General features: G+C 61.1%; 20 protein-coding genes. 9 read left to right on the forward strand and 11 right to left on the reverse strand.

What is annotated here, in order from left to right:
• Nucleotides 1-52: 52 nt before the first annotated feature.
• Genes ACM6IM_RS16830 through ACM6IM_RS16840 form a run of 3 tightly spaced genes read right to left on the reverse strand, consistent with a single transcriptional unit; the run spans nt 53 to nt 2,323 of the window.
• Nucleotides 53-958 carry a 5'-nucleotidase gene (locus tag ACM6IM_RS16830; protein ID WP_192304375.1) on the reverse strand — a complete coding sequence of 302 codons (906 nt, stop codon included), beginning with the start codon at nt 956-958 and terminating at the stop codon, nt 53-55.
• A 25-nt stretch (nt 959-983) separates the two neighbouring features.
• Nucleotides 984-1,940 (reverse strand): putative 2-dehydropantoate 2-reductase, encoded by a 957-nt coding sequence (locus tag ACM6IM_RS16835; protein WP_414865752.1) that lies wholly within the window; start codon nt 1,938-1,940, stop codon nt 984-986.
• Nucleotides 1,937-2,323, reverse strand: a complete 387-nt coding sequence (locus ACM6IM_RS16840) for a thioredoxin family protein (protein WP_414865753.1) — start codon at nt 2,321-2,323, stop codon at nt 1,937-1,939. The genes ACM6IM_RS16835 and ACM6IM_RS16840 overlap by 4 nt, the downstream gene beginning before the upstream one ends.
• Here ACM6IM_RS16840 and ACM6IM_RS16845 point away from each other — a divergent pair.
• Entirely contained in the window at nt 2,322-2,765 is a 444-nt protein-coding gene (locus tag ACM6IM_RS16845; RefSeq protein WP_414865754.1) for a PilZ domain-containing protein, read from the forward strand. The two genes, ACM6IM_RS16840 and ACM6IM_RS16845, sit on opposite strands and share 2 nt — an antisense overlap.
• A 160-nt stretch (nt 2,766-2,925) precedes the next feature.
• Nucleotides 2,926-4,002 carry a 3-deoxy-7-phosphoheptulonate synthase gene (locus tag ACM6IM_RS16850; RefSeq protein WP_192304383.1) on the forward strand — a complete coding sequence of 359 codons (1,077 nt, stop codon included), beginning with the start codon at nt 2,926-2,928 and terminating at the stop codon, nt 4,000-4,002.
• 61 nt (nt 4,003-4,063) lie between these two features.
• On the opposite strand, the gene ACM6IM_RS16855 is transcribed toward ACM6IM_RS16850, so the two are convergent.
• Nucleotides 4,064-4,351 carry a GNAT family N-acetyltransferase gene (locus ACM6IM_RS16855; RefSeq protein WP_008057026.1) on the reverse strand — a complete coding sequence of 96 codons (288 nt, stop codon included), beginning with the start codon at nt 4,349-4,351 and terminating at the stop codon, nt 4,064-4,066.
• A 616-nt stretch (nt 4,352-4,967) separates the two neighbouring features.
• Between ACM6IM_RS16855 and oprI the strand changes: the two genes are divergently transcribed.
• Nucleotides 4,968-5,219, forward strand: a complete 252-nt coding sequence (gene oprI, locus ACM6IM_RS16860) for an outer membrane lipoprotei OprI (protein ID WP_003448337.1) — start codon at nt 4,968-4,970, stop codon at nt 5,217-5,219.
• 123 nt (nt 5,220-5,342) lie between these two features.
• Here oprI and ACM6IM_RS16865 read toward each other — a convergent pair whose 3' ends face one another.
• The 3 genes from ACM6IM_RS16865 to ACM6IM_RS16875 form a co-directional block, all read right to left on the reverse strand.
• Nucleotides 5,343-6,314 (reverse strand): L,D-transpeptidase family protein, encoded by a 972-nt coding sequence (locus tag ACM6IM_RS16865; RefSeq protein ID WP_414865755.1) that lies wholly within the window; start codon nt 6,312-6,314, stop codon nt 5,343-5,345.
• Between the two features lie 101 nt (nt 6,315-6,415).
• Nucleotides 6,416-6,709, reverse strand: coding sequence for a hypothetical protein (locus tag ACM6IM_RS16870; protein WP_039759936.1), 294 nt, complete (start codon nt 6,707-6,709; stop codon nt 6,416-6,418).
• Nucleotides 6,710-6,765: 56 nt separating this feature from the next.
• Nucleotides 6,766-7,371 carry an arylesterase gene (locus ACM6IM_RS16875; protein ID WP_192304387.1) on the reverse strand — a complete coding sequence of 202 codons (606 nt, stop codon included), beginning with the start codon at nt 7,369-7,371 and terminating at the stop codon, nt 6,766-6,768.
• Between the two features lie 10 nt (nt 7,372-7,381).
• Between ACM6IM_RS16875 and ACM6IM_RS16880 the strand changes: the two genes are divergently transcribed.
• The 3 genes from ACM6IM_RS16880 to greB are packed head-to-tail and all read left to right on the forward strand — an operon-like array spanning nt 7,382 to nt 11,108.
• Nucleotides 7,382-8,065, forward strand: coding sequence for an ABC transporter ATP-binding protein (locus ACM6IM_RS16880; protein WP_192304389.1), 684 nt, complete (start codon nt 7,382-7,384; stop codon nt 8,063-8,065).
• On the forward strand, nt 8,065-10,569 hold the full coding sequence (locus ACM6IM_RS16885) for an ABC transporter permease (protein ID WP_414865756.1): 2,505 nt from the start codon (nt 8,065-8,067) through the stop codon (nt 10,567-10,569). Before ACM6IM_RS16880 ends, ACM6IM_RS16885 begins: the two co-directional genes overlap by 1 nt.
• A 41-nt stretch (nt 10,570-10,610) precedes the next feature.
• On the forward strand, nt 10,611-11,108 hold the full coding sequence (gene greB, locus ACM6IM_RS16890; RefSeq protein ID WP_008031876.1) for a transcription elongation factor GreB: 498 nt from the start codon (nt 10,611-10,613) through the stop codon (nt 11,106-11,108).
• 3 nt (nt 11,109-11,111) lie between these two features.
• Here the strand turns inward: greB and ACM6IM_RS16895 are convergent, their stop codons facing one another.
• From ACM6IM_RS16895 to ACM6IM_RS16905, 3 genes are all read right to left on the reverse strand, one after another.
• The gene (locus ACM6IM_RS16895) at nt 11,112-11,420 is read right to left on the reverse strand and encodes a class I SAM-dependent methyltransferase (protein WP_192304392.1); all 309 of its coding nucleotides are present in this window, start codon (nt 11,418-11,420) and stop codon (nt 11,112-11,114) included.
• Nucleotides 11,421-11,668: 248 nt separating this feature from the next.
• Complete coding sequence (locus ACM6IM_RS16900) at nt 11,669-12,103, reverse strand: DoxX family protein (RefSeq protein ID WP_192304394.1); 435 nt, start codon at nt 12,101-12,103, stop codon at nt 11,669-11,671.
• A 101-nt stretch (nt 12,104-12,204) separates the two neighbouring features.
• A complete protein-coding gene (locus ACM6IM_RS16905) occupies nt 12,205-13,626 on the reverse strand; it encodes a transglycosylase SLT domain-containing protein (protein WP_414865757.1) in 1,422 nt (473 codons plus the stop codon).
• Between the two features lie 234 nt (nt 13,627-13,860).
• Between ACM6IM_RS16905 and ACM6IM_RS16910 the strand changes: the two genes are divergently transcribed.
• Nucleotides 13,861-14,667, forward strand: a complete 807-nt coding sequence (locus ACM6IM_RS16910; RefSeq protein WP_414865758.1) for a TatD family hydrolase — start codon at nt 13,861-13,863, stop codon at nt 14,665-14,667.
• Between the two features lie 41 nt (nt 14,668-14,708).
• Here the strand turns inward: ACM6IM_RS16910 and ACM6IM_RS16915 are convergent, their stop codons facing one another.
• Nucleotides 14,709-15,938 carry an acyl-CoA dehydrogenase gene (locus ACM6IM_RS16915; protein WP_414865759.1) on the reverse strand — a complete coding sequence of 410 codons (1,230 nt, stop codon included), beginning with the start codon at nt 15,936-15,938 and terminating at the stop codon, nt 14,709-14,711.
• A 178-nt stretch (nt 15,939-16,116) separates the two neighbouring features.
• On the opposite strand from ACM6IM_RS16915, the gene ACM6IM_RS16920 reads away from it, so the two are divergent.
• Both ACM6IM_RS16920 and ACM6IM_RS16925 read left to right on the forward strand, forming a co-directional pair.
• The gene (locus ACM6IM_RS16920; protein ID WP_201190794.1) at nt 16,117-17,046 is read left to right on the forward strand and encodes a LysR family transcriptional regulator; all 930 of its coding nucleotides are present in this window, start codon (nt 16,117-16,119) and stop codon (nt 17,044-17,046) included.
• 104 nt (nt 17,047-17,150) lie between these two features.
• Nucleotides 17,151-17,552 (forward strand): MerR family transcriptional regulator, encoded by a 402-nt coding sequence (locus tag ACM6IM_RS16925; protein ID WP_102700654.1) that lies wholly within the window; start codon nt 17,151-17,153, stop codon nt 17,550-17,552.
• Nucleotides 17,553-17,586: the final 34 nt, after the last annotated feature.

Raw genomic sequence — 17,586 nt, forward strand, 5'->3', positions numbered from 1 at the left:
TAGCAGCGCCTTGGCGAGTACGACGCCCTGCGTAACGTGTTGAACCACAGGCTTAAACTTTTTGCTCGTTGCTTATGCCATGCGGCACATGACCGGTGGCGACGACCTCGCGGGCCAATTCGCAATGGCCGGCCTGGTCGTCGAAAAAAACATCGGCGGCGAAGGCTTCGAGGAACGCCGACTTGGTCAGGCCACCCAGGAACAGCGACTCGTCGAGGCGAATGTCCCATTCGCGCAAGGTGCGGATCACCCGTTCATGGGCCGGCGCGGATCGCGCCGTCACCAGCGCGGTGCGAATCGGACAGGCATCGTCGGCGAACTCGCGCTGCAACAGGTTGAGCGCGGCGAGAAAGCCCTTGAACGGCCCACCGCGCAACGGTTCGCGGGCGCTTTCGCGCTCACTGGCCTGAAACGCTTCCAGGCCGCCCGCCTGATAGATGCGCTCCGATTCGTCGGAAAACAGCACGGCATCACCATCGAACGCGATTCGCAGTTCATCGCTGGCGGCACGACTGGCACCACCCGACAGAATGGTCGCCGCCGCGAACCCCGCATCCAGCGCGCTGCGCACATCTTCGGCATGGGTCGACAGGAACAGGTCGCAACCGAAGGCCTTGAGATAAGGGTAGGGACTACGCCCACCGACGAACGCCGCCCGGGAGATCGCCAGCCCGTAATGATGGATCGAGTTGAACACCCGCAGCCCGGTGTCGGCACTGTTGCGCGACACCAGGACCACCTCGACCCGGGCGCGGCCGAGGCTGGTATTGAGATTGAGCAGTTTCTGCACCAGCGGGAAGGCATCCCCGGGTTCGAGCATTTCATCTTCGTGTTCGATCTGATATTGCCGGTAGGCTTCGACGCCACTCGACAGATAAACCTTGTGGCTCTCGCTCAGGTCGAACAGCGCACGCGAGGAAATCGCCAGCACCAGCTTGTCGTCAATAGTCTTGGCCATGCCCTTCCCCCCTCAGGTAATCGACTCAAGCGTTGCGTCGATCGATAAAACTCAAGCTGCGGTACAGCGCTTCGATCCTCGGCATTTGGCACCCTGCCGCCTTCGCCGCCGCCAGGGGCCGGGCGTAGATCGCCGCCAGTTCCAGCGGTCGCTTGCCCAGAAAATCGTGGTACATGCTCGGCCAGTAGTCCGGCATTTTCTCGGTCATCGCGAACAGCGATTCGGCATAACCGGGTGGAACCTGGTGACCGCAGGCAATTGCGCCCTCAACCACTTCGGCCATCAATGCCTTGATCAGTTCACGGCTGTCGGTATCGGCCATCAACGGCGCGGTGCTCGCCCCGAGCAGCACCGACAGGCCGTTGTAGGGAATGTTCCAGACCAGTTTTTGCCAGCGGGCTTCCTGCACGTCGGGCATGCTGTTGGCATCGATCCCGGCAGCCTGGAACAGGCGCGTGCCCTCATCGGCAATCGAGACACGGGCTTGCTCCCCAACTGCCGGGCCACTGTGATAGCCCACCTGCACCTTGCCCAGCGCCTGGTGGGTGATCACCCCAGGCCCCGCGCGGTGGACACAGATGTAGCAGAGCCCGCCCAGGATATGCAGTGAATCGGGCAACAGCTCGCGCAGACTGTCCTCGACGTCCAGGCCATTCTGCAACAGCAGCACCCTGGCGCCTGGTGCGGCGGCTTGAACAATGGCCGGCGCCAGGTCGGCGTTGCTGGTGGTTTTTGCGCCGACCAGCAACCAGTCGCAGGGCGGCATGTCTTTGGCAGCCGAATAAGCCTGCACCGGATTCAATGTCAATGCACCGTGCACGGCGCTGTCCAGCTGCAATCCGCGTTCGGCCACCGCGCAAAACTCGCTGCGCAACAGGAAATGCACATCGAAGCCGGCCCGGGCCAGCATCATTCCGTAGAAACCACCGATTGCGCCGGTGCCGATAATACCGATGATCGGTTTTGCGACTGTTCCTGTCATGGCAATTCCTCTGCTGTTTTGCGCAACGCCTGAGCCACGGCCCGGTTCAGCTCGCCAGCGGTCAGGCGCGACTTCAATGCCCCGAAAAATTCGCCGTCACGCACCACGAACAGTGCCGGCAAATGAAAGACCTGATAACGCTCGACGAGCCCGCCATTGTCCCCCGCATCGATCCAGCACAGGCGATCGACCTGCAGGTCGAGCCTGGGCAATTGTTCTCGGGCAAACCGGCAGCTGGCGCAGCCAACGCTGGTAAAGACCACCAGCGACACCCCGCTCATTGCCAGCAACCGCTGGTCGGCGTCGAAATCGGTCAAGTCTAATTCGGCCACTATACTGGGGAAAATAATGTCAGATGGCCGACACATGGAGTCCGTGCTCATGGGACGCTTCATTCCTCATCCTGACGATGTACCCGTGGAATTGACGCTGCTCAAACCCGAATGTATTTCGCGGCAGCAGTTGCACACTATCAGCCTCGGCGGCATGGCTTGCAATTATCACCGCGCCTGGCGCCACGGCACGGCGCTGGAAGTGCGCATGCCAACCTTGAACCCGGACCTGCGCTACCTGGGCTATGTCGCCTGGTGTCTGCGCCGCAAGCGCGGTTACCTGGTGGGTATCGCCTTTGTCGACGAGCAGATGATGTTCACCGCCCGAATGGGTGAGCAGGTGTGCCAGATCGAACGCTACTGTCGCCTGCACGATGCCCATGACGACTTGCAGGAAACCCAGGCGCTGGCGCTGGAGTGGGTGCAGCAGCACGCCGACGAGTTCTCCCACGACTCGGTTCGCAAGGCATTTGCGCAGGCAGTGTTGGATTGAAGGGTCATCAATTGGTTGAGAATGCCCGTTAAACCGGCGTCTGCCCATTGTCTAGCCACGGTGTAACGCGCTAAGGTTCCGCTCCCCGACGCGCTTAATTTGCTGTGCTCCGCCGCGCGGGTTCGCTGGCGGCCGGCACCCGTGACCTGACGAGTAAACGATGGCTGATTTACCGATCAACGACCTGAACGTCTCCTCCAACGAGACGCTGATCACACCTGATCAGCTCAAGCGTGACATTCCTCTGAGCGACGCTGCCCTGCGCACCGTCACCAAGGGCCGCGAAGTCATTCGCAACATTCTGGATGGCACCGACCACCGCCTGTTCGTGGTCATCGGGCCTTGCTCGATCCATGACATCAAGGCTGCCCACGAATACGCCGAGCGCCTGAAGGTACTGGCGGCGGAAGTCTCCGATACCCTGTATCTGGTCATGCGCGTGTATTTCGAGAAGCCACGCACCACCGTCGGCTGGAAAGGCTTGATCAACGACCCGTACCTGGACGACTCCTTCAAGATTCAGGACGGCCTGCACATCGGTCGCCAGTTGCTGCTGGACCTGGCCGAAATGGGCCTGCCGACCGCCACCGAAGCCCTCGACCCGATCTCCCCGCAGTATCTGCAGGACCTGATCAGCTGGTCGGCCATCGGTGCGCGCACCACCGAATCCCAGACTCACCGTGAAATGGCGTCCGGCCTGTCCTCGGCCGTCGGTTTCAAGAACGGCACCGACGGCGGCCTGACCGTGGCGATCAACGCCCTGCAGTCAGTGTCCAGCCCCCACCGGTTCCTGGGTATCAACCAGGAAGGCGGCGTGTCGATCGTCACGACCAAGGGCAACGCCTATGGTCACGTGGTACTGCGCGGCGGCAACGGCAAGCCCAACTACGACTCGGTCAGCGTCGCCCTGTGCGAACAGGCGCTGAACAAGGCGAAGATCAAACCGAACATCATGGTCGACTGCAGCCACGCCAACTCCAACAAGGACCCGGCACTGCAACCGCTGGTGATGGAAAACGTCGCCAACCAGATCCTCGAAGGCAACCAGTCGATCATCGGCCTGATGGTCGAAAGTCACCTGAACTGGGGCTGCCAGGCCATTCCGAAAGACCTCGCCGACCTGCAGTACGGCGTGTCGATCACCGATGCCTGCATTGACTGGTCGGCGACCGAAAACACCTTGCGCAGCATGCACGCCAAGCTCAAGGATGTACTGCCGAAACGCGAGCGCACCTGATTACGTTTGCTGCGCACACAAAAACGCCGGGCTGAACCCGGCGTTTTTATTTGCATTCGTTTTACTGACTCAGCTTGGCCGCATGGCGCTGATGGCGCTCCATGTAGCGCTCCACGTAGGAGCACGAAGGAATGACGGTGTAGCCCATTTCCTCGGCGTACTCCAGGGCCTTTTCGGTCAAGGCCGCCGCAATCCCTCGACCGCGCAACGCGTTGGGCACGAAAGTGCGATAGATATCCAGAGTCTGTTTCCCCAGGTCCATATAGGTCAGGTAGGCACGATGACCGTCCACATTGGTCTCGAACTGATGACCAGCCTGGTCATGGTGGATGGACAACGCCTCACTCATCACTACTCCTCGTGGGTCTTTGATTCTGACCCCTACCTTACCGATGTTTTTCCGGCGAAGGAACATCTACGCCACCCTGTGCCTGGTTGGACACCGAGAAAAGCCGCACCGAGCACGTATCAAATAGTAGGCACCAATGGCAGAAATGCTCAAGGTACGCTCGTCTTCATGCCGGGTTTGACCACAGGTTACGCAGGGGCGGCGACTGAAAATCTCTCGAGGTCGATCGCCTGAACATTGCCGGATGTTGAGACTTAAGACGAACGTCTCTCTATTAAGTCACCTCAACTAGGAGAAAGATATGAGAGGTGTCGCGCAAACCCCCAACGAAAGTGTAGACGAATCTATGTAGCAAGACTTTACCCAACGCGCAGTAAAGAGTCGGGCAAGCCGGGAACTTTTTCGTGCCAACTCGCTCTGCGCGGGCCTTGCGGCTGGGTATTTTTTAAGCAATTGCAAGTAAAAGTTGCTCGAAAAAGAATCAACGCCTACAATTTTTTTGGCTTCTTGCTTTACGTCAGTTTACTTACGACAAGTAATGGGTAGTATGTACGCCGGCTCTTTCCTCACCGTGAGGAGACAGCTACTTAATGGAAAGTCCTTGAAGGGGAACACGATGAACAACGTTCTGAAATTCTCTGCTCTGGCTCTGGCCGCAGTTCTGGCTACCGGTTGCAGCAGCGTATCGAAAGAAACCGAAGCACGTCTGACTGCAACTGAAGACGCAGCAGCTCGCGCCCAAGCTCGTGCAGACGAAGCGTACCGTAAAGCTGATGAAGCTCTGGCTGCTGCTCAAAAAGCACAACAGACTGCTGACGAAGCTAACGAGCGTGCTCTGCGCATGCTGGAAAAAGCTAGCCGCAAGTAATAGTCCTTCGGGATTGTTATCAAGCCGACCCATTTTTGGGTCGGCTTTTTTATCGCCCGCAGTTTTGTGCAGGCCATAAAAAACCCGCCGACGCAGCCTGCCTCGGCGGGTTCTATTCAAGCCTTACTGCAGTGGGTCGAGCGGTGCACTCGAGACCATCGGCGCCGACGTATTGGGCACGGCAATTTCCACCGGCAGGCCATCTTCGGCCGCCACGACATCACGCACCACATCCCAGTTCATGCGCAGGTTGTTGGTGATGTCTTCACGCTTGAGCATCGCGTTGATCACGGCCGTGTGCTTGTCGACCACCGACGGGTTGCCCTTGTCGTCCAGCGGCGTGTGCGCCTCTAGGTAGACCTTGCCACCACTGACGCCGAACTTGTACGAATCATTGATGATGCGCACCGAGGTACCCACCGGCACCATGCTGGCCATTTCCAGCACGTTGTTGTTGAACATGCGGAAGCAGCCGTGGCTGGTGCGCATGCCGATGCCGAACTTCTTGTTGGAGCCATGGATCAGGTAGCCCGGCGTGCCCAGGGTGAACTTGAAGGGGCCCAGCGGGTTGTCCGGCCCCGCCGGCACCACGTTCGGCAACGGATCTCCATCAGCGGCGTGTTCGGCCTTGATCGACGCCGGAGGGGTCCAGGTCGGGTTCGGGGTCTTGGCGATGATGCTGGTGTGGGCAATCGGTGAGCCCCAGCCTTCACGACCGATACCCAGTGGGAAGGTGTACACCACGTTCCGTCCCTTCGGATAATAGTAGAGGCGGTATTCAGCCAGGTTGATGACGATGCCTTCACGCGGGCCCGGTGGCAGGATGAAACGCGTCGGCAGCACGATCTCGGTGCCAGCGCCTGGCAACCACGGGTCGACGCCAGGGTTGGCCGCGACCATTTCCAGGTAACCCAGGTCGTAGGTCGTGCCGAGGTCGGCGAAGGTGTCTTCGTACTTGGCCTTGATCACCTGAACCTGGCCGATGATGTCTTCGCCAGGCGGTGGCAGGGGCAACTCCAATGCCGCTACGGGACCTGCGGCACACATGGCGGCAAGTGTCAGGCAGCGGGTGACGGCAGGAAAGCGCGGCAACATCCGGAAAATCCTTCGCATGATCGACAAGGGTAAAAAACGCGATTGTACACCGACGCCCGTAAATTCGGGGAGTTGGCCGATAGCACGCCATCCTGGGTGCGTCAGAGCTCGAAGCGCAGCTCAGGCCAGATCGGCGAGGTACCGCGTTTCTGCGATTCCAGGATCGCCCGGCACAGCGAACACAGGCGCTGGTCCTGGAACACCCGACGGTCGACGTTCGACCAGCGCGGCTGCGCCGGCAGCAGGCTGCCGCACAAGGTTCGATCGGCCGAGCCGCCCAGCTCCAGTTGACGGGTCACCAGATGCACCCGCACTTCCTGGCAGGCGAACAGATCCAGCTGTTCGTCAGGCTCGATCAGTTGATAGGCAAAAAGTGACCAGGCGGGACGCGGCATCGGGGGCTCCAGATCGGGGGCGCCACATTAGCCGAAACGTCGCCGCTAGAAAAGCGTCAAAGCAGCGGTTTCAGTGTCGGCCAGACATTTTCCAGCAACTTGTCCTGAGCCCCCGCCGCCGGGTGCAGGCCATCGGCTTGCATCATGTCCGGATGCCCGCCGACACCGTCGAGAAAAAACGGCACCAGGGGGATTTTCTTCTCGTCGGCGACGTTGCTGTACACCTCGGCGAATGCCTTGGTGTAGCGCGCACCGTAGTTGGGTGGCAATTGCATGCCGAGCAACAACACCTTGGCCCCACTGGCACGTGAGCTGTCGATCATCGCTGCAAGGTTTTGTTGCAATTGCGTTGGCAGCATTCCGCGCAGGCCGTCATTGCCGCCCAACTCGAGGATCACCAGCTCCGGCTTATGCTCTGCAAGCAGCGCCGGCAGGCGCGCCTGGCCCCCGGCACTGGTGTCACCGCTGATGGACGCGTTGACCACCTTATCGTCGAAACCTTCGCGCTTGAGCCGTTGCTCAAGCAGCGACACCCACCCAACGCGGGTATCCAGCCCGAAACCGGCGCTGATACTATCGCCAACGATCAGGACTGTACCCGCCGCTGCGTTCTGGGCCATGCACATCAAGGCCAGGCCAGCACTCAAAAACCAAACACGCATCGGATTCTCCATGGGCGCAAGCATTCTCACCGCGAAGAACCTCAGCAAAGTGGTTCCCAGCGCGGAAGGTGAACTGACTATCCTGCACGAACTCAGCCTGGAACTGAACAAGGGCGACAGCCTGGCCATCGTCGGCGCCTCCGGTTCAGGCAAATCCACCCTTCTGGGCCTGCTCGCCGGCCTCGACCTGCCGAGCAGCGGTGAAGTCACCCTCGCCGGCCAGGGCCTGAGCACTCTGGACGAAGACCAACGGGCACGCATCCGGGCCGAACACGTCGGTTTCGTGTTCCAGTCCTTCCAGTTGCTCGACAGCCTCAACGCCCTGGAAAACGTCATGCTGCCGCTGGAACTCGATGGCCGCAAAGACGCCCGCGAACGCGCCACCGAGCTACTGCAGCGCGTTGGACTGGGCCAGCGCCTGACTCATTCGCCACGCCAGCTCTCCGGTGGCGAACAACAGCGCGTGGCGATTGCCCGCGCGTTTGCCGCCGAGCCGGATGTGCTGTTTGCCGACGAGCCCACCGGCAACCTCGACAGCCACACCGGCGAGCGCATCAGCGACCTGTTGTTCGAATTGAACAAGGAAAGCGGCACGACGCTGGTGTTGGTGACGCACGACGAACGCCTGGCACATCGCTGCCGGCGCCTGATCCGTCTTGAAGCGGGCCTGTTGGTCGCCCCTCTGGAGCCTTGATGGCACGCCTGCCGCTGTTGCGCCTGTTCAGTCTCGCCATCCGCCAACTGCTGCGCGACGCCCGCGCCGGCGAACTGCGGGTGTTGTTCTTCGCTTTATTGGTGGCGGTGGCCGCCAGTACCGCCATCGGTTATTTCGGCGCTCGCCTGAACGGCGCCATGATGCTGCGCGCGACCGAGTTTCTCGGCGCCGACCTGCTGCTCGAAGGCAGTTCGCCGGCGCGCGCGGAGCAGATCCGCAGCGGCACGGAGCTGGGGCTTGAACACGCGCAAGTGGTGGAGTTCTCCAGTGTCATCGCCACTGACAACGGCATTCAACTGTCCAGTATCAAGGCCGCCGACGACGTCTATCCGCTGCGCGGCGAACTGAAAAGCGCGGCGGCCCCCTTTGCACCGGAGGAGCCCGGCGGCGGGCCCAAACCTGGAGAGGCGTGGGTAGAAGCGCGGCTGCTGACGGCGCTGGACCTGAAAATCGGTGACAGCATCGATGTCGGCATGCGTACCCTGAAACTCGCAAGGGTGCTGACCTACGAACCGGACCGCGCCGGCAATTTCTACAGCCTGACACCCCGAGTGTTGATCAACCTCAGCGACCTCGCGGCCACCGGTGTGGTGCAACCCGGCAGCCGCGTCAGCTATCGCGAACTCTGGCGGGGCAAGGCCGAGGCGCTGGAAACCTATCGTCAATTGATCAAACCCGGCCTCGCTGCCAACCAGCGCATCCAGGATGCCCGCGACGGCAACAAGCAGATCGGTGGCGCCCTGGGCAAGGCCGAACGCTACCTGAACATGGCCAGCCTGGTCGCCGTATTGCTGGCCGGTGTCGCGGTGGCGCTTTCGGCGACACGCTTCGCCACCCGTCGCTTCGACGCCAGCGCATTGTTGCGCTGCCTGGGGCTGTCGCGCCGTGAAACGCTGGTGCTGTTCAGCCTGCAACTGACGGTGCTTGGATTGTTGGCCAGCATCGCTGGCGCCTTGATCGGCTGGCTAGCGCAACTGGGGCTGTTCGCGCTGCTGCATGACCTGCTGCCCAGCGACGTGCCCCCCGGCGGCCTGTTTCCGGCCATCGCCGGGATCGGCACCGGGCTGGTGGCGCTGGCCGGCTTTGCCCTGCCACCCTTGGCGGCGCTGGGTCGCGTGCCGCCACTGCGCGTACTGCGCCGCGACATGTTGCCGATTCCGTCCAGCACCTGGATGGTCTATGGCGCGGCCTTGGGCGCGCTCGGCTTGATCATGTGGCGCCTGAGCCTGGACCTGCTGCTGACATTCGCCCTGCTCGGCGGTGGCGTGATTGCCGCACTGGTACTGGGCGGCCTGCTGTTGCTGCTGCTCAAAAGCCTGCGCCGGATGCTCGCGCGCGCCTCGTTGCCGTGGCGCCTCGGCCTCGGTCAACTGCTGCGCCATCCACTGGCTGCAGCGGGGCAGTCGCTGGCGTTCGGCTTGATCCTGTTGTCCATGGCCCTGATCGCCCTGTTGCGTGGCGAGTTGCTGGACACCTGGCAAAATCAGCTGCCGAAAAATGCACCGAATTATTTTGCGCTGAACATCCTGCCGGCTGAAAAACAGGCCTTCACCGATCGCCTGATCGAACTGTCGGCACAGGCGGCACCGCTGTACCCGGTGGTCCCGGGTCGGCTGATCAGCATCAATGGCGAACCGGTACAGCAAATTGTCAGCAAGGATTCCGCCGGGGATCGGGCGATCCAGCGCGACCTGAGTCTGACCTGGGCGGCGGACCTGCCGGCCGGCAATCGACTCACCGCCGGCAACTGGTGGAGCGAACAGGCGCCGGAGGACATTCCCGGCGTATCGGTGGAAGGCAAGGTCGCCGAGAGCCTGAAGCTGAAACTGGGCGATCACATGGTGTTCAGTGTCGGCGGCGTCAATCGCGAAGCGAAGGTCACCAGCCTGCGGGAGATCAACTGGGACAACTTCCAGCCGAACTTCTTCATGATCTTCCAGCCGGGGACACTCAAGGATCTGCCGGCGACCTACCTGACCAGCTTCTACCTGGCCGCCGGTCACGACCAGCAGATCGTCGATCTGTCGCGGGCCTTTCCGGCGGTGACCATCCTGCAAGTCGAAGCGCTGCTGGAACAACTGCGCAGCATCCTCGCCCAGGTGACCCTGGCGGTGGAGTACGTGCTGTTGTTTGTGTTGGCGGCGGGAATGGCGGTGCTGTTTTCCGGGCTGCAGGCGACACTGGATGAACGTATCCGCCAGGGCGCGCTGCTGCGAGCACTCGGGGCCGAACGGCGGTTGCTGGTCAAGGCCCGGCGTATCGAGTTCGGTTTGCTCGGCGCGGTCAGCGGTTTGCTCGCCGCCCTCGGCTCGGAAGTGGTGAGCCTGGTGCTGTACCGTTACGCGTTCGACCTGCCGTGGCACCCGCACCCCTGGCTGCTGGTGCTGCCCCTGATCGGCGCTGCACTGATCGGCGGGGCCGGCGTGTTCGGCACCCGTCGGGCCCTGAACGCCAGCCCACTGACAGTCCTGCGCGAGGGTTGATAGACTCACGCACTCGACTGAATTCACCACAAGAAGTTGCCATGAGCCGTTACCGCCCTCCCCGCACCGCTGGCACCGCGCTGATCACCCCTGAAGGTGAAGCGCGGATGCGCGCCGAGTTCCATGAACTCTGGCATGTGCGTCGCCCGCAAGTGACGCAATCGGTCAGCGAAGCGGCGGCCCAGGGCGATCGCTCCGAAAACGCGGAGTACACGTACGGGAAAAAGATGTTGCGCGAAATCGACAGTCGCGTGCGCTTTCTGACCAAGCGGCTGGAAGCACTCAAAGTCGTCAGTGAAAAGCCCAGCGACCCGAATAAAGTCTACTTCGGCGCCTGGGTCACGATCGAAGACGAGGATGGCAAGGAATCACGCTATCGCATCGTCGGCCCGGACGAACTGGACTTGAAACTCGGCCTGATCAGTATCGACTCCCCGCTGGCTCGCGCCCTGATCGGCAAGGCGCTGGACGCCGAAGTGCGGGTACAGACGCCGACCGGCGAGCAGTGCGTGTACATCGTGGCGATCGACTACCCCTGACACTCAACGACGGGTGATCAACCCTTGTCGGGCGACGCGGGTCAATTGCCTGATCACTTCGGGTGCGTCTTGCGCGCTGGGCGATTGGATCACCGCCAGGTCGAAACTGTCGCTGGCAAAGCGAACCAGCGACTCGCCGTCTTCGACAAACTGGATCAGGAAGGCGGCAGGCCCACCGGTACGACGAGGCCAGCCATCGAGGTAACGCAGGAGCGTCGGCTGATGCTTGCCGCCAAGCAGGATTTTTGGATTGCGCTGGGTGAGATGTGCCGTGATCGGCGCGGGGCGTACAACGGGGTTTAGTGCATTCATCGTGTCGTGTCTCTGCCTCAAAAGTCTGCATGGCAGGTGAGAGGCAACACCGAACCAGCGCTTTAGCGGTATTTCGAAGCCTGTCTCAAGCTTCTATCGGCAACTGGATCAGTCACCTGGCGCCCCGCAAGTAGCTGTTTAAATCGGCGCATGGGCAGCATCGTAGAGAAGCCGGCACAACAGTGTCAAGAATATCGAGCAACAAAAAAGGCCCGCGCGATGCGGGCCTTTTCCTTGAGCCAGAGCGGTTAGCCGGCGATGGCGCGGTCCACCGAGAGCTTGCCGGCGCCTTCGATCAGTACCGCGATGCTGCCACCGAGCAGGGCCAGTGCGAACTCATAACCGTTGTTGGCCATGAACAGACCGTTGCTGATGTGCACACTGAAGATCGCGACCAGCGACAGGAACGTCAGGCCCAGCGCTGCCGGACGCACCAGCAGGCCGATGATCAGGGCCAGGCCGGCGAAAAACTCGGTACCGCCTGCCAGGGTCGCCATCACATAGCCGGGTGTCAGGCCAATGCTCTCCATGTACTGGGCGGTGCCTGCCAGGCCATAGCCACCGAAGGCGCCGAAGAGCTTTTGCGAACCGTGTGCCGCGAAGATGATGCCGACGAAGATTCGCAGGACAGTCAGGCCGTAGCCAGCGCGGGTAAACAGTACCTTGTTGATCAGTGTGCTCATGTTGTCTCATCCATTTTGGAGTAGTGGGTTGGTCGCCATATTAATCGGTAAATTAAATGTTAAAAGCGCAAATTTTTCGCAATAACAATCAGTTTCTTCGATCACTTACGTGAGACAACTTTTTGCTCCCGGGGCTCCAGTGACACCCGCTCCCGATCGAACGCCAGGTAATACTTGTTCACGCTATTAACATAGCTGACAGGGCCCATTCCCACCTGCTCCATGGCAATGCGTTCGACCTGGAAGAACCACTGATTAGGGTTCAAGCCACGGCGCCGCGCTTCGGCGCGCATGCCCTGCACCCTTTCCGGCCCGATGTTATAGGCCGCCAGCGTGAACGCCATGCGCTCGCGCTCGTTGAGTTTGGGGCTGGCGAAAAACTTGCGACGGATCATGGCCAGGTACTTGGCGCCGGCCTGAACATTACCGTCGACCTCTTGGATATTGCTGACGCCCACCCGCTGGGCCGCCGACGGGGTGATCTGCATCAGGCCGGTTGGCGCACCACCACTGCGCGCCCGGGGTTGCAGGCCGGACTCCTTGAACGCCAGCGCCGCCAGGTTCAGCCAGTCCATGCCTTGCGCGTCGGCGTGTTTTTGCAGCACGGGGCGAAGCTTCTCCAGACGCTGGCGATCTGCCTTGGCCAACGGATAATGCACCTGGTACAGGCGACGATAGATGCGCAGGAATGCGGCATCCTGATCCGATGGTTTTTTGTAACCGCTGAGGAAGCGGTCGATGCTCGCTCGCAGCATCGTGGCATCGCGACGCACGAACCAGAATTCCTCTCCCGGCTCACTGATGAGCACCTGCCGATCAAAACGCAACTTGGGCAGGATCTTGCCCCAGCGTTCGGCAATCGGTTGCTCGACGATCGTCAGGTGAAAGATTCCACCCTGCACCATCTCCAGCACATCCTCGACCGCCAGGCTCGGGTCGACCCACTCGACCTTCACCGGTGGCAGTTTGTGCAGGGCCAGTTTCTGGTTGATCTGGCTGATCGCGTCTCCGGCAGCACTGCCGGTCGGCAATGCCAGGGTCTTGCCCGACAGCTGTTCAAGGTGGGTGTAGCGTTTTTCGCCTTTGATGCCGACCAGCAACAGCGGGATATCGCTGGCAATCGGCTCGCTGGTGCTGACGGCATAACCGGGTTGCAGGTCCAGCAATTCACCCGGCGCAACCAGATCGCCCTCCCCGCGCTGCAAGGCGCCGAGCAACTGATCCTTGGCTTTGGGAATGATCTTGAGCGTCACTTCCTGACCATCACGGGCATGGCCATTGAGGTATTGCTCGAAGGCACGCAATCGATGGTATTCGACACCAATCGGCTGGCCCTGGACTTCGCCGGAGCTGTTGCGGCTCTGATTGACCAGCACCCTGAGTACCCGGCTGCTGCGAATTTCCTGCAAGTCGCGCACCTTCGCAGCGGGCACCGCCTGCAACGGACCGGCCAAGCGCGCAACCGCCGGCATCGGCAGCAGCAACGAAGCACACAGCAGTAGCAAAATCGAGGGACGGGTCATCCACTCTCCGGGAGAATAAGGGGCCGACGTCGATGAATTCATGAAATCGGACGACAGAAACAGAGCGCGCCGAGCGCTGGCAAAGTGCGAAAGACTGGCACAGTGATGGCACGGTGACCACCCCCAGCGCTTCCAACGGCATCAAATGACAGCTTTAACTCGTTGTAGTTCTTGGCTTTTCTTATAAATCTACAGCTCTGATATGCTTTCGAGCCTTTGGTCCGAGGTAGCACCATGCAACTCATCGATATCGGCGTCAACCTGACCAACCCCAGTTTCGCCGACAAACACCAGGCAGTACTCGAGCGCGCCCATGCCGCGGGCGTCTGTCAACTGGTGTTGACCGGCACCAGTGTCGAGGGCAGCGAACAGGCGCTGGCATTGTGTCGACAGCTGGATGACAGCGCTCAACGGCTGTTCGCCACAGCCGGTATTCACCCGCATTCGGCCAGTGATTGGAACGCCGACAGCGCTCAGCGCCTGCGCAGTTTGCTCAGGGAGCCGAACGTGGTGGCGGTGGGCGAATGCGGTCTGGACTTCAATCGCGACTTCTCGCCGCGCGCCCAGCAGGAAAAAGTCCTCGAAGAGCACCTGGCGCTGGCGGTCGAACTGCAACGGCCGGTGTTTCTCCATGAGCGTGACGCCAGTCAGCGTTTGCTGGAAATACTGCGCGACTACCGCGATCAGTTGCCGGCCGCCGTAGTCCATTGCTTCACCGGCGAAAAGCCAGCGTTGTTCAGCTACCTCGACCTTGACCTGCACATCGGCATCACGGGCTGGATCTGCGATGAGCGTCGTGGCACGCATTTGCATCCGCTGGTGAAAGAGATCCCCTGCGGGCGGCTAATGCTGGAGAGCGACGCGCCCTATCTGCTGCCGCGCAGCCTGCGGCCCAAACCGAAAAATGGTCGCAACGAACCGGCCTACCTGACGGAAGTCTTGCGCGAAGTGGCCTTGCATAGAGGGGAAAGCGAGCAGGCCCTGGCAGCCCACAGCACCGCGTGTGCGCGGGCGTTTTTCGGGTTGCCAGTGATCGACTGAGTGTGGGAGCGAGTCTGCTCGCTCCCACAGGCGGGACACGGTTAGTGACTATTGCGCAGCATGTCTTTCGGTACGTACTTGCCGATCTCGAACTTGCCGATCGCCGCGCGGTGCACCTCGTCCGGGCCATCGGCCAGGCGCAGGGTGCGTTGCATCGCGTACATGTAGGCCAGCGGGAAATCGTTGGACACCCCCGCCCCGCCATGCATCTGGATGGCCCGGTCGATGACCCGCAGCGCCACGTTCGGCGCGACCACCTTGATCTGCGCGATTTCGCTCTTCGCCACTTTGTTGCCGACGGTATCCATCATGTAGGCCGCTTTAAGGGTCAGCAGACGGGCCATGTCGATGTCCATCCGCGAGTCGGCAATCTTGTCGATGTTGCCACCCAGGCGCGCCAGCGGCTTGCCGAACGCTGTGCGGTTTACCGAGCGCTTGCACATCAGTTCCAGTGCGCGCTCGGCCATGCCGATCGAACGCATGCAGTGGTGAATACGACCCGGGCCGAGGCGCCCTTGAGCGATTTCGAAGCCGCGGCCTTCACCCAACAGTACGTTTTCATACGGCACCCGGACGTCTTCGAACAACACCTCGGCGTGGCCGTGTGGCGCGTCGTCATAACCGAACACCGGCAGCGGGCGGACGATCTTCACCCCGGGCGTATCCACCGGCACCAGAATCATTGAATGCTGCGCGTGACGCGGCGCATCCGGGTTACTCAAGCCCATGAAGATAAGGATTTTGCAGCGCGGATCGCAGGCACCCGAGGTCCACCACTTCTTGCCGTTGATCACCCACTCATCCCCGTCCCGCACGGCACGGGCTGCCATGTTGGTGGCGTCGGAGGACGCCACGTCGGGTTCGGTCATGGCGAACGCCGAACGGATATCGCCACGCAGCAACGGTTCAAGCCAGCGCTGCTTCTGTTCTTCGTTGGCGTAGCGCACCAGCACTTCCATGTTGCCCGTGTCGGGCGCCGAGCAGTTGAACGGCTCGGGACCCAGCAGCGAACGCCCCATGATTTCCGCCAATGGCGCGTATTCGAGGTTGGTCAGGCCCGCACCGAGTTCGGACTCAGGTAGAAACAAATTCCACAGGCCTTCAGCCTTGGCCTTGAGTTTGAGTTCTTCCATGATCGCTGTCGGCTGCCAGCGGTCGCCCTCGGCAACCTGGCGCTCGAACACGGCTTCGGCGGGATAAACGTAGTCATCCATGAACGCGGTCACGCGCTCACGCAGTTCCTGAACCTTGGGCGAATAAGCGAAATCCATGGGGCGGCTACCTTCTTGGGGGAGGTTGTTTAGGTCATGCAATCGATGCTAGAACAGCTACGAAAATTTACCTAGCCTATTCTCGGCGTGTATTAACATTCATCACCGATATATGATCGGCTGATTGCCAAGGCCCCTGGCCTGATGAAAACCGCCCCTACAATAAGAGTGCAGCGCAATGAATCTGAGCAAGGTCGACCTCAACCTTTTCATCGTCTTCGACGCGATCTACACCGAAGCCAACCTGACCCGCGCCGGGCAGATTGTCGGCATTACCCAACCGGCGGTGTCCAATGCGCTGGCGCGGCTGCGCGAGACCTTCAACGATCCCCTGTTCGTGCGCACGGCCCAGGGCATGGTGCCGACACCGATGGCCCAGAACATCATCGGCCCGGTGCGCAACGCCCTCTCCCTGCTGCGCGTGTCGGTGCAGGAAAGCCGTATCTTCAACCCGCTGCAGGCGGTCAAGACGTATCGCATCAGCATGACCGACCTCACCGAAACAGTGATCCTGCCGCCGCTGTTCCAGCGCCTGCGTCGCCTGGCGCCGACGGTGATCATCGAAAGTTTCCTGGCCAAACGCCGCGAGACCACCAAGGAACTGGCTGCGGGGCGCCTGGACTTTGCCGTGGATGCGCCACTCAACACCGACCCGCAGGTGCGCCACGTCAAGTTGATGGAGGACCGCTACGTCTGTGCGATGCGCAAGGGCCATCCACTGGCGGGCAAGGACAAACTCACCCTCGACGATTACCTGGGCATGACCCATGTCCATATTTCCAGCCGCCGCAGCGGCCTGGGTCATGTCGACCTGGCCCTGGGCAAGATGGGGATCCAGCGCAAGATTGCCCTGCGGTCCCAGCATTACCAGATGGCCTCACAGGTGTTGCAACAGACCGACATGGTCATGACCGTGCCGGAACGCTTCGCCCGTCGCAACGACCTGCTCGCCTTCAGCGTACCGGTCAACGACGTGCCGCCCGTGGAAACCCATCTCTACTGGCACGAAAGCACCGACCAGGACCCGGCCAACCGCTGGATGCGCGAGCAGATGATCGAGTTGTGCCAGCAGGTTACCGCGCAAGAGAAGAAGCTGGACAAGGTGTAAGGCCTGGACGGGGTGCTGCGATCGTCAGCCCCCACGACTACGCCCCTTGACGTAAACGTCAACCTGCCTTTAGTTTAGCGCCATGACCTTTTTCGAGCGCTTCCATGAGCAGCCAGACCTATAGCATCTCCGACCTCGCTCGCGAGCTCGACATCACCACGCGGGCCATTCGATTTTACGAAGAGCAAGGCCTGCTCAGCCCGGAGCGACGTGGCCAGGAACGCATCTACTCGCCCCGTGACAAGGTCAGCCTGAAGTTGATCCTGCGGGGCAAGCGCATCGGTTTTTCGCTGGCCGAATGCCGCGAGTTGATCGAACTCTATGACCCGTCGAGCGGCAATACCAAGCAACTGCACAGCATGCTGGCAAAAATCAGCGAGCGTCGCGAACAGCTGGAACAACAGCTACTGGACATCGAACAGATGAAGCTGGAGCTTGATACCGCCGAAGAACGCTGTGTGCAGGCGCTCGAGCAAACCCTCAAGAGCCAGCAGGCTGTTCAATAATCAACGCCCCCGCGTGTGGGAGCGAGCCTGCTCG

This window comes from Pseudomonas sp. IT-P12, from assembly GCF_949767465.1.
GTDB lineage: Bacteria > Pseudomonadota > Gammaproteobacteria > Pseudomonadales > Pseudomonadaceae > Aquipseudomonas.